The sequence below is a fragment of the Colwellia sp. NW0002-52-1 genome (genome assembly GCF_057550865.1).
In genome coordinates this window covers 124,237-136,748 of record NZ_BAAJLU010000011.1, presented here as the reverse complement: position 1 = coordinate 136,748, position 12,512 = coordinate 124,237, and the positions used below count along the sequence as shown (strand labels likewise).

11 protein-coding genes are annotated in these 12,512 nt (G+C 39.7%); 3 read left to right on the top strand and 8 right to left on the bottom strand.

What is annotated here, in order from left to right:
* Positions 1-194 precede the first annotated feature (194 nt).
* Positions 195-935 carry a hypothetical protein gene (locus tag AC27H3_RS12225; protein WP_487106574.1) on the top strand — a complete coding sequence of 247 codons (741 nt, stop codon included), beginning with the start codon at positions 195-197 and terminating at the stop codon, positions 933-935.
* Between the two features lie 89 nt (positions 936-1,024).
* Here AC27H3_RS12225 and purD read toward each other — a convergent pair whose 3' ends face one another.
* The 6 genes from purD to prmA all read right to left on the bottom strand — a co-directional run bounded on the left by purD (position 1,025) and on the right by prmA (position 7,636).
* On the bottom strand, positions 1,025-2,311 hold the full coding sequence (purD, locus tag AC27H3_RS12220; RefSeq protein ID WP_487106573.1) for a phosphoribosylamine--glycine ligase: 1,287 nt from the start codon (positions 2,309-2,311) through the stop codon (positions 1,025-1,027).
* 65 nt (positions 2,312-2,376) lie between these two features.
* The gene (locus tag AC27H3_RS12215; protein WP_487106571.1) at positions 2,377-3,204 is read right to left on the bottom strand and encodes a class I SAM-dependent methyltransferase; all 828 of its coding nucleotides are present in this window, start codon (positions 3,202-3,204) and stop codon (positions 2,377-2,379) included.
* A 238-nt stretch (positions 3,205-3,442) separates the two neighbouring features.
* On the bottom strand, positions 3,443-5,038 hold the full coding sequence (gene purH / locus AC27H3_RS12210; protein ID WP_487106569.1) for a bifunctional phosphoribosylaminoimidazolecarboxamide formyltransferase/IMP cyclohydrolase: 1,596 nt from the start codon (positions 5,036-5,038) through the stop codon (positions 3,443-3,445).
* Between the two features lie 248 nt (positions 5,039-5,286).
* Positions 5,287-5,574, bottom strand: a complete 288-nt coding sequence (fis, locus tag AC27H3_RS12205; RefSeq protein ID WP_044832893.1) for a DNA-binding transcriptional regulator Fis — start codon at positions 5,572-5,574, stop codon at positions 5,287-5,289.
* A gap of 5 nt (positions 5,575-5,579) precedes the next feature.
* Entirely contained in the window at positions 5,580-6,557 is a 978-nt protein-coding gene (gene dusB / locus AC27H3_RS12200) for a tRNA dihydrouridine synthase DusB (protein WP_487106567.1), read from the bottom strand.
* 197 nt (positions 6,558-6,754) lie between these two features.
* Complete coding sequence (prmA, locus tag AC27H3_RS12195) at positions 6,755-7,636, bottom strand: 50S ribosomal protein L11 methyltransferase (RefSeq protein ID WP_487106582.1); 882 nt, start codon at positions 7,634-7,636, stop codon at positions 6,755-6,757.
* Between the two features lie 336 nt (positions 7,637-7,972).
* On the opposite strand from prmA, the gene AC27H3_RS12190 reads away from it, so the two are divergent.
* Entirely contained in the window at positions 7,973-8,455 is a 483-nt protein-coding gene (locus AC27H3_RS12190) for a putative 4-hydroxy-4-methyl-2-oxoglutarate aldolase (protein ID WP_487106565.1), read from the top strand.
* A 70-nt stretch (positions 8,456-8,525) separates the two neighbouring features.
* A complete protein-coding gene (locus AC27H3_RS12185; RefSeq protein WP_487106564.1) occupies positions 8,526-9,491 on the top strand; it encodes a precorrin-2 dehydrogenase/sirohydrochlorin ferrochelatase family protein in 966 nt (321 codons plus the stop codon).
* Between the two features lie 32 nt (positions 9,492-9,523).
* Here AC27H3_RS12185 and AC27H3_RS12180 read toward each other — a convergent pair whose 3' ends face one another.
* Both AC27H3_RS12180 and AC27H3_RS12175 read right to left on the bottom strand, forming a co-directional pair.
* Entirely contained in the window at positions 9,524-10,300 is a 777-nt protein-coding gene (locus AC27H3_RS12180; protein ID WP_487106563.1) for a hypothetical protein, read from the bottom strand.
* A 383-nt stretch (positions 10,301-10,683) separates the two neighbouring features.
* The gene (locus tag AC27H3_RS12175; RefSeq protein WP_487106562.1) at positions 10,684-12,507 is read right to left on the bottom strand and encodes an alkaline phosphatase; all 1,824 of its coding nucleotides are present in this window, start codon (positions 12,505-12,507) and stop codon (positions 10,684-10,686) included.
* Between the last annotated feature and the right edge of the window lie 5 nt (positions 12,508-12,512).

The following is a 12,512-nucleotide window of genomic DNA, read 5'->3' as shown; positions in this document are numbered from 1 at the left end:
TATTTGCTTAGTTAACAGACTAAGAAGTATGTAGTTAGCTGAATTAGGCTAGCATTTAATTGAAAAATATCTATTTATATGTACAAATAAACAGGAGATATATCTTAGCTTATACTCTATATTGATTTGGACATAAGAATAATAATACAAACATGTTGGAATTTTCCTTGATGTTTGCTCAGAGAGCATAGTAAATGAAAAAATTAATTACCTTCTTTTTTCTTGCTGGTATTAGTAGTGCGGTTATGGCGAAGGATATTGCTGAGTATAAACAGGAACGTTTAATAGCTAAAATATTAAACCAACAAGTAAAGAAACATAGAACAATTCAAAGTAGTGTTAATTCTATTCTTTCACGTTACCCTGAAAAGGTTGACGTAGTAATGGCAGTGGCCTTTAAGCGCTACCCTGAAGAATACCGCCAAATTATGTTAGGCGCTTTATCAGCTCAACCTGTGCTTGCTTGTGATGTAATTGAGAATTCTATTAAAGCTAATGTTGCCCCAAGCAGCGAGTTAGTTGAAATAGCAATTACTGCTGAGCCTGCTTATGCGCAAGAGATAGTCAATACCGCCGTAAAGTTTAATCCAACTGAAATCGAAAATATTGTTCGAGTAGCAATTCGCACCGAGCCTTACGATACAAGTAACATTGTGAATAACACCGCGTCTAGCTACCCGAGTAAAGTGTTAGATATTTTAACTGCGGCTATTACTGCTATACCTGAACAAGCAACAAATATTGTAAAGGATATTTTGGCGCTATTTCCTAACCAAGCGGATAATGTAGTTAAAACAGCGGTTACTCAAAGTAAAGATACTGAATACGAAAACATTGTAAATGCAGCGATAGATTCTGGTGTCGATAAAAACTCAGCTATTGCCGCTGCAATAGCTGGTGGTGCAAATAAAGAAACTTTTGCTAAATTACGTTAGATCCCTTAGTTGATTAAATTTAGCTTTAGCGCACAACAAAAAGCCCAGACAAACTGGGCTTTTTAGTATCTGACTTTTAGCTTAATGGGTTAGGTAAGTTCACGTTCAATCGCTCGGTAAGCAATATCTGTTCTATACTCAACACCTGGCCATGATATCTGCTTTAATAATTCATACGCTGATTGTTGTGCCTGAGTAACATTGTTACCAATGGCTGTTGCACATAACACTCGACCACCGGCGGTAACTATCGCTCCATCTTTGTTAGCTGTGCCCGCATGGAATATTTTACGGTCCGCTTGTGTATTTATATCTAAGCCTGAAATTACATCACCTTTAGGATAACTCGCAGGGTAATTTGCAGCAGCCATTACAACACCTACGGCTGGACGTGGATCAAAGTCAATTGTTGCTTTGTCTAATTCACCACGACAGGCCATCATACATAGCTCAACAAGATCTGACTTTAATCGCATCATAATAGGCTGTGTTTCAGGATCACCAAAGCGACAGTTATATTCAATAACTTTTGGCGTGCCGTCAGCGTCAATCATTAAACCAGCATATAGAAACCCAGTATATGGGGCACCTTCTTTGGCCATACCTTCAACGGTAGGCATAATAACTTCATTCATCGCGCGTTGATGAATTTCTGGCGTTACGACAGGAGCAGGAGAATAAGCTCCCATGCCGCCTGTATTTGGCCCTTTGTCACCATTATATGCACGTTTATGATCTTGGCTTGTAGCAAATGCTAAGACATTTTTACCATCAACCATAACAATAAAACTAGCTTCTTCACCGGTTAGAAACTCTTCAATTACCACACGATGCCCTGCATCACCAAAAGCGTTACCAGCAAGCATATCTTGAATTGCGTCTTCTGCTTCTTCAAGAGTCATGGCTACTATTACACCTTTACCAGCAGCAAGACCATCGGCTTTAACTACTATAGGAGCACCTTGCTCACGAACATAAGCAAGAGCAGGTTCAATTTCAGTGAAAGTTTGATAACTGCCGGTTGGAATATTATTCCTTGCTAAAAAATCTTTAGTAAATGATTTAGAGCCTTCAAGTTGTGCCGCCTTCGCGCTAGGACCAAAGATCATTAAACCTTCAGCTTGAAAGGCATCCACTACGCCATCAACAAGTGGCTGCTCTGGGCCGACAATAGTTAACACAACATTGTTGCGTTTAGCAAAGTCAACTAGTGCAGGAATATCGTCAGCAGATATAGCAATATTTTCTAATTTATCTTCTGTAGCTGTACCGGCATTGCCAGGCGCTACAAATACTTTTCTTATTGAAGAAGATTGCGCAGCTTTCCATGCTAAAGCATGCTCTCGACCGCCACTACCAATGACCAAAACATTCATTAACTTACATTCCTAGTTGGTTAAATCGCTATGACCTATAAGGATTAGGTCATAGCGGTTCAATATTATTTTACAAATTTTAATGTCATGCGATCGCTTTCGCCAATCGCCATATATTTAGCTTTATCTTCATCGCCTAAACGTAATACGGGTGGCAACGTCCAAACACCTTTTGGATAAACGGCTTTATCTTTCGGGTTAGCGTTAATTTCACTGCTAGCAGCTAACGTAAAACCTGCCGCTTTTGCTTGCTCTATTGTTTTACTTTGCGATACATAACCTACGGCTTCTTTAGGATCTACGCCTTCAGGTAAGCGATGTTCAACTACACCAAGTACGCCACCTTTTTTCAGCGCTTTGTAGGCATCTTTAAATACTTGCTCTACACCTTCATCACGCCAGTTATGTAGATTACGAAAAGTCAGTACCATATCTGCAGTACCTGCAGGAGCAAGCTCACTTGCTTGACGTGGTACAAAGTTAGTTAACTCTACTTCGCTATAAACTTCATTACTTGCCAGCTTTTTAACTAATTGCTTACGAGAGTTACTGTAGTAGTTATCTTCGCCTGTATCAGGGTAATGTGCTCCGTAAAGTTTGCCTTTACCTTTAACAGCAGGCGCCAAAATTTCGGTATACCAACCACCACCTGGTGTAATCTCAACAACAGTCATCATTGGAGTAAAACCGAAAAACTCTAAAGTTTCTTTTGGGTGACGATATTCATCACGAGCTTTATTTTTATCTGAGCGATGATCGCCAGCAATCGCTTTTTCGAGCTGACTTTGATGATGAGCATCTTGATGAGCGGCAACAAAACCTGAACATAATAAAGTTGCAGACACAATTGATGCGGTAAAAACCTTTTTGAACGTTTGAGCTGTAGTATGCATTTTATCTTCCATTAACGAGTAATTTTTTATAGAAGCTAGTTATAGCAGATTTCTTTCAGATGTTCAGTGCCGAAAGTTTTATCTTATCGACAAAAAACGGCATTTAAACTTAATTATGGACTTCGAGGTAATAATTTATCTGAATCCACAGTTTTTTTGGTGTTTTTTAAAAGCTATACCTAAGTAGTTATGCTCAGATAGTAACATTACCTAAGCATAACTTTTTCAATCGGAGCTTTTAATGACGGAAGTGACGCATACCCGTAAATACCATGGCGATATTATGTTCGTCTGCTGCAGCAATAACTTCATTGTCACGCATTGAACCACCCGGTTGAATTACCGCAGTAATGCCAGCTTCGGCTGCTGCATCTAAACCGTCACGAAATGGGAAGAACGCATCAGATGCCATTACTGAACCAGCTACTTCTAAGTTTTCGTCTGCCGCTTTAATACCTGCAACTTTAGCAGAATATACACGACTCATTTGCCCTGCACCGACACCGATAGTAGAACTATTTTTAACATAAACAATGGCGTTTGATTTAACGTATTTCGCAACTTTCCAACAAAATTGCAAATCGCGCATTTCTTCAGGCGTAGGTTGACGCTTAGTCACAACAGTTAGATCATCACTAGTTACACTACCTTGATCTGTGTCCTGTACTAACAAACCACCGTTTACACGTTTAAAATCAAACCCTGTTGTTTTAGAAGACCATTGGCCACAAGCAAGTAAACGCAGATTAGGTTTAGTGGCAACAACTTTCGCCGCGGCATCAGAGGTACTCGGTGCGATTATAACTTCAACAAATTGACGAGAAACAATAGCTTGTGCTGTCTCTTCATCTAACTCACGGTTAAAAGCAATAATGCCACCAAAAGCAGATGTTGGATCGGTTTTATAAGCCCCTTCATAGGCAGCTAAAATATCATCACCAATGGCAACACCACATGGGTTTGCATGTTTAACAATAACGCATGCTGGCTCATCAAATTCTTTAACACATTCTAGTGCAGCATCAGTATCTGCAATGTTGTTATACGATAACGCTTTACCTTGAATTTGGTTTGCTGTTGAAACAGAGGCTTCTTCAGGCGATGCTTCTACATAGAATGCAGCATCTTGATGTGAGTTTTCACCGTAGCGTAAGTCTTGTTTTTTAATAAACTGGCTATTAAAGGTACGTGGAAACTTTTGGCTCTCTAGGTTAACCACTTCATCACTACCATGTGCAGGCAACATTTTGCCAAAATAGTTAGCGATCATGCCGTCATATGCTGCCGTGTGTTCGAAAGCAGCAATGGCTAAATCAAAACGTGTTTTATAAACCAAAGAACCATCATTCGCTGACATTTCAGCTAACACACGGTCGTAATCATGAGCGTTAACCACAATGGTGACATCTTTATGGTTCTTAGCGGCAGCGCGAACCATAGTTGGGCCGCCAATATCGATGTTTTCAATCGCATTTTCTAAAGAACAATTTTCATCAGCAACAGCGTTAGCAAACGGGTAAAGGTTTACTACAACTAGATCGATAGCACTGATGTTGTTTTGAGTCATTACCGCTTCGTCAGTTCCACGGCGAGCTAAAATTCCACCGTGAACTTTTGGGTGTAAGGTTTTAACACGGCCGTCCATAATTTCTGGGTGACCTGTGTAATCAGATACTTCTGTTACTTTAATGCCATTTTCAGCCAATAACTTCGCGGTACCACCTGTAGATAAAAGGTCGACACCTTTTTGAGATAGCGAGCGAGCAAATTCAATAATACCGGTTTTGTCTGAAACACTTAATAGTGCACGTTTGATTGGGCGTGGTGTATCCATGGTTTTTCTAATTACCTATAAATTAAAATAAAATGGTTGTCTGACCTATAACAGGTGTTGGTATCGCTGGGCTAATTAATACCCGCACCTATTATCATTGTTATGCTGGTTACTTTTACTTTTACTTTTACTTTTACTTTTACTTTTACTGGGGCGCTAAAGTTGACTATTTGGATAACTTTTGCATCCCTAAAAACAAAAAAGCACCCGAGGGTGCTTTTAATTGACAGGCTAACCTGTCGTACTTTTTAGTTCATGCCGTATTTTTTTAACTTCTTACGTAAAGTACCGCGGTTGATGCCTAGTAAGTTAGCGGCGCGGGTTTGATTACCACGCGTGTATTGCATTACTTCTTCAAGCATTGGCGCTTCAATTTCTGAAAGTACAAGGTCGTACATATCATCAACGTCATTACCGTTTAACTGTGACAAGTAGTTTTTAATAGCTACTTTCGCTTGTGTGCGTAAAGGCGATGCCTTTGTCTGAGTTTGTAGATCACCGGTAATAAATGGAGAGGAAATATTTTGTTCAAACATAAAGTTCAGACTCTTTCTAAAGTTAAATTATCAAAATACATAGTTAATGCGTCAAGTTGTTGTGAAACTGACTCAAGTGCATTAAAAATAGAACGAAACGATTTTCCTTGTTCATGCGTTTGCATGTACCAAGAAACATGTTTACGGGCAAAACGTACACCCATAAATTCACCGTAAAATTTGTGTAATTCCATTACGTGCTCAATTAAAATAGAGCGTACTTCATCCGTTGAAGGAGCAGACAAATGTCTGCCAGTTTTCAAAAAATGGTTAATTTCTCGAAAAATCCAAGGTCTCCCTTGGGCACCACGACCAATCATAATTGCATCAGCCCCAGTGTAATTCAGCACTTGTTCCGCTTTTTCCGCACAAGTAATATCGCCGTTAGCAACAACAGGAATATTCACACTTTGTTTAATTGCTTTAATAGTCTCGTACTCGGCATTGCCTTTATAAAAGTCATTACGAGTACGGCCATGTACAGCAAGTGATTGTATTCCGTTATGTTCAGCAATATTGGCTATTTCAATACCGTTGCGAGTGTTTTCACACCAGCCAGTTCGAATTTTCAACGTTACAGGAATATCTACCGCATTAACCACAGCTTTAACAATTTGCTCGACTAACGCGGGTTCTTTCAATAACGCTGAACCTGCTAATTTTTTATTTACTTTTTTTGCTGGACACCCCATATTGATATCAATAATTTGGGCGCCATTCTCAGCATTGAACCTAGCAGCAAAAGCTAATTCTTCAGGGTCTGAACCGGCAATTTGCACCGAACGTATACCTGCTTCTTCGCTATGTAACATACGACGTTGAGATTTACCGGTATTCCACACTTTTGGATTAGACGACATCATTTCTGATACTGCTAGCCCTGCCCCCATCTGACAACATAATTGTCTAAATGGTTGATCTGTAATTCCCGCCATGGGTGCAAGCATAGTATTGCTTGCTAAAGTGTATGGACCTATCTTCACGCTGTTGTTTTTTTGAGCTACCAGTCAAAAGGGCGCTAAGTTTACGCGTTTTTTTTAAGATTGAAAAGGATATAAATTGAACAAAAAGCGCTTTTTTTCACGTTTTTTATATTGACATTTTATAAAGTGTTGATGCGAGCAGATTTCGTACAATTTGATAACAAAAGCTGCTCATTTTTTAAGACATTTATTGAAAACTATTTACGAACTCCTGACAAACGCACCCACTCTTCTTGAACTTTTATCGAATCCATCTGACAAAACTCACCATAAATGCTTTGTAATTGTTCAGCCTGCTCTTCTAAAACACCTGACAAAGCTAGCACGCCTTTACTTGCAACATACTCTATTATTACTGGTGCAAGCTCGCGTAATGGTCCAGCTAATATATTAGCCACTACAACATCGGCTTTAAATTGAGGTTGCTCTTTAGGCAGAAATAATTCTAAACGGTCTTCACATTGGTTACGTTTTGCGTTTTCTAAACTTGCTTGCAGTGCTTGTGGATCGATATCAATACCGATAACTTTTTTTGCACCTAGCTTAAGTGCTGCCAATGATAAAATACCTGAGCCACAACCAAAGTCGACTACGGTTTTACCTTTAAGGTCTAAACCATCAAGCCAAGTTAAACATAATGCCGTAGTTGGGTGTGTACCGGTACCAAAAGCTAAGCCGGGATCGAGCATAACATTTACAGCATTTGGCTCGGGGACTTCGCGCCAACTAGGACAAATCCATAAACGCTCACCAAACTTCATTGGATGAAAGTTATCCATCCATTCACGTTCCCAGTCTTTATCTTCTAGTTGCTCAAGTTTATATGCCATATTAGCTTTATCTGGATGAATGCTTTTTAAATAGTTAAGCACTTTATCCATATCATGGCTGGCATCATATAAGCCCATCACTACCGTATTATTCCAATAGATAACATCGTCACCAGGTAAAGGTTCATATATAGGTGTATCTTTAGCATCGATAAAAGTAACCGCTTGTGCACCACATGCACTAAGCCAGTCACTATATTTTTCGGCAGTGTCTTCATCAGCACTTAATCTAAGCTGGATCCAAGGCATTTTTATTCTCATTCAATATTTTTTGCTAGTTTATCACTCTATAACCTGACAAAAAACTATAACCTAACAAAAAAGCTACGGTTATCTTTTTATTAATTCCAGCTAATATATGAAGTAGCTCAACGCTGTAGGCGATGCGCTAAGTAATAAAACTGACGCTATATACTACCTTTATTTATGCCTATTATTTGTAACCTCTATATAAGTGGGAAAATAACTTTGCTTGATACTGAATATAGTCGCGAGTAACAGATCAATAATCTCTGTTCTGCTAAAGTAATGGTCATAAAGTTAACATCAACAAAATTTGCCTCCAGCTAAACTTTAAGGATACCTATGTTAGATCTACTCCCTGATTTATTCGATGAGCATGCCAATGAACTTAGCCTAGCAGCACCTATTTTTAATGATTATGGTGGCAAGAACATATTTTTTGGCGAAATAGTAACCGTTAGTTGTTATAACGATAACTCGAAGGTTAAAGAGCTAGTTGCCACAGATGGCACTAATAAAGTCATGGTTGTTGATGGCAAAGCGAGCATCACTAATGCTTTACTCGGTGATATGTTAGCAGAGCAAGCTGTAGAAAATGGCTGGCAAGCTATTGTTATTAATGGCTGTATTCGAGACGCCGGCACTATAGCCACTTTAGCACTTGGCGTTAAAGCACTCGGCTGCTGCCCAATAAAGACCGAGAAGTTAGGTATAGGTGAAATCAACCTCAATATTAGTTTTGCTGGGTTAGACTTTACTCCAGGTTACTATATTTATGGTGATAGTAATGGCTTAGCTATCAGTAAAACACTATTATCCTTTTAGTAAAATAATTTTAGTCACCGCGGTGTAGCTAAGATTAATCGTTAACTATAAAGGTAGAGTGTCAAAAACAATGAAGTATTTCCCTATATATCTAGACGCCAAACATATTAACGCCATGATAATAGGTGGTGGTGAAGTTGCTGCCCGTAAAATAGACTTGTTATTAAAGTCGACAACTAATATCACCATTATGTCTGAAACACTTAATAGTAGTGTTGAGCGTTTGGTTAATGTACATCAATTAACTTGGCTCAAGCATAATTATCAGTCTGGTCACCTTGGCAGTTGTAATATTGTTATTGCCGCAACAGATAGTAGCGAAGTTAATAGCGCAGTAGCAGCAGAAAGCACAAAGTTAAAGTTACTAACTAATGTTGTCGACCAACCAGAGCTTTGTAACTATATTACGCCAGCGATTATTGACCGCGCGCCCATGATCATTGCGATGTCGAGCTCAGGCAGTGCGCCTATTTTATTACGAATGCTTCGCGAACAAATCGAAAAAACCTTACCTTATGGTTATGGCAAGTTAGCAGATTTCTCCTTTAAATTCAGAGATCATGTAAAAGCACGAGTAAAAAGTATACGTGACCGCCGTACTTTTTGGGAACGCACATTACGTGGCAGTATTGGTCAAAATATTTTAGCAGGAAAAACCACACAAGCTGAGCAACAACTTATCGCCAGTTTACAAACACAAACGCCAGCACCGGAAGGGGAAATAGTGTTTATCCACACCGGTGATGGCAATCCTGATAATTTGACCCTTAACGCACACCGAGAAATGCAATTTGCTGATGCGGTATTTTACGACCAAGAAGTTAATACCGATATTATTGAATACATTAGACGCGACGCTAGCAAGTTTCCACAAGAAATAGCGTCACATATTTTAATTAATGTTCAACATGCCCTCGATTTAGCCGAACAGGGTGAAAAAGTTATTTATTTGCTGCACGGCACATTAGAGTTACCGGGCAACAAAACCTTGGCTGAAAGTGCAATTACTAAAAAGCATTTATATAGCGGCAATTAGTAGCTGCCGCTAGGTGCCAACTAAATAGATACTTAGTGGTGATGGCCGCTATGCGTCATCACAGCATTATATCTAGGTTCAGATGTCGGCATCGCAAAACCTTGGTTAATCATCTTAGCTAAAAATGGTATACCTTCGTTGTCTCCAACATCTGCATAATCAGTTGTTTGATAAGTTTCATATTGCTTAAATAACGCTGACATTTTTTCATTTTTTTGTTGATATTTTGTTAGCTGCCATTGCTGTGTTAACTGCCCACTTTGCAATGTAAGTGATTTTACCAAACGTAAATTTGGTAACCAGACCAATTGATACCCCTGATGCTGACCTTTCAATGCATTACCTTTCAATGCATTACCTTTCAATGCATTACCTTTCAAAGCCTTGCCTTTCAAAACATAGTGCTCTTCCAGTAAACAACCCGAGCCTTTTTGCTCGACCAATTGCATCTGATTAAATGCGGGTATGGCAACCAACTGATAAACGTCTTGCCACTGTGGCTGATACCTTAACTCATTCGGTTGATAGTCAATAATATGCTGATACTTGTCAAACGCTCTGCTGAGCGATAAACGATTAGCATGTAATGACCAAATGTCATTCACGCCTTTATCAACATTGCGCTGTAAAACTTGATTTTTATTACGGTGTAATTCGAATAGTTGTTTAACTGACCGATGTTCCAATGCTTGGTGGCTAGTTTGCGTATCAAGTTGATAATAAGCACTGATCACATCAGTAGAAATTTCGCACTCATTGGCACTAACCGTTAATGATAAGGTGAATAATAAGGCGGCAATAATTTTCATAATAAAACCTATTAAAGCATGTTGTTGTGTAGTTATAAAACGATGACTAGCCAGCATGATTGATAAATATAGTGAATCCAGACTAGCGAAAAAGGAAGTTGCCATTTTTATAATGACAACTTCTCTAGATAACCTGAACTCTGGATAAGCAGCACTTGCTCAATCCTCCCTTTTAACCCATTTTCTGCGTTAAAACGTCGATAAATAGCGCGCTATTCATAAACGTTTTGCCTTGGAAATGGCATAAAATGAAGCATTGATTGTGTCTACTCGTGATGTTCACCTTGCTATAGTATTTATTTTGTCACCTAAGCTTTTAATTCACTTGAGTATCAAGCACTCATTATCCAGAGTTCAGGTTAGATAAACTAAATCAACGCTAACTAGTTTAGTGCTTGCTCAGCTTTTGCAACCAAATCAGCGGCATAATCCATGGCATGAAATATTACACTTTGTTCATTCGTGCCAGTAATTAAATTCGCACCAGGCCCTGATGCATAAATACCAACATCTTCACCTGCATGCGTTTCAGAGCCCATAGGTACTAAGGCTTCTTGATGGAAACCCGCAGAAGTGGTATCAACAGTACTTAAATCAACACGGCCTGTAACTGCATCACCGTTATAGCTAGCATCAGCATTGGTTTCTGTGCCTAAGTCTCTAAAACCTTTACCGTTGGTATAACCTAACGTGGTATAAGGCATACCATCGCTTGCTAGACTTGGCTCGGTACTACCGACACTCACCACTTTGCCTAAAATAGGATTACCACGTTTAGGGTAGCCAGCCATGGTAAATACATGGCTATGATCTGCAGTAACAATAATCAAGGTTTCCTCAGGGTCAGTGGCATCAACAGCCGCTTGTACCGCATCAGCAAAAGCCATTGCGTCAGTTAACGCGCCATGAGCACTACCAGCATGATGACCGTGATCAATTCTGCCCGCTTCAACCATTAGGAAAAAACCGTCTTGGTTGTTATCAAGTACATCAATTGCTTTACTGGTCATCTGCTTTAAAGAAGGCTCACCGGCAATGTCATTCTCGCGATCAGCTTCATATTGCATATGCGATTCATTGAACAAACCAAACAAATGCGATGTCGTGTTAGCATCAACAGCGTCAAAACCTGCTTGGTCCATCACATAGCTACCGCCTGGATACTGTGCTTTCCATTCTGCGGTTAAATCACGACCATCGGTTCTATCACCTTCAATGGCACTGACTGCATCAGCACTATTAAAAGCCGCGTCTTTTGGTAAAAAGTGTCGTCTTCCACCACCTAATACCACGTCGAGACCATCAACATCAGCGCCAGCAAACTTACTTTCCATATCACTTTCAAAACTGATTAACTGTGCAGCAATATCAACGCAACCTGCGGTAACAGCAGCAGCTGGCATATCAGAAACATCTTCCCAGTTTCGGTCGGCTGATTTTGCATAAGTTGCCGCCGGTGTAGCATGGGTAATACGGGCAGTAGAAATAATACCTGTTGATTTACCCGCTATTTCGGCTAATTCTAAGGCGGTGACTAACTCATTGCCTGATACAGTAGAGCAATCACCTCGGCTAATAGCTTCGCTGACACCAATCACACCAACATCGGTTTTCACACCTGACATCATCGCGGTCATTGTACCGGCGGAGTCTGGTGTTTGTGCATCTACATTGTAGGTTTTAACAAAACCAGAATAAGGTAGTTTATCGAAACTCAGTTGATGTTCTTCGCCCATTTTACCTAACTTTTGTCCCGCTAAAATACGCGTTGCAGTTACCGTAGAAATACCCATACCGTCACCCACAAACAAAATAACGTTTTTCGCTTTACCTTTAGCATTCACTAAAGATTGAGTATTAAGCTCAGCTTGTGTTAAAACGCTTTGCCCTTGTTCAAACCAGAGGTTATTTGTTGTAGCCGCTAATGCTGAACCTTGTGCTTGTGTTAAGGTTGGCGAGCAAACATATTCAGTTGCATCAATTTCGCTAGCATCTAATACACCAGAGCCATCATCATCTAAGCCTGAATCAATTTGTACACCGCCATTAAGACATTGTGCATCGCCAACATTTAATAATGTTTGGCTGATCAAGCTATTGCTTCCGCTGTTGCCGTCAACACCATCGGTGCCATTCTTGCCATCGTCACCACCACAGCCGGCTAATGCCGCCAACACGGCTAAAGATAAAAGTTTTACTGTTTTCATGTTAA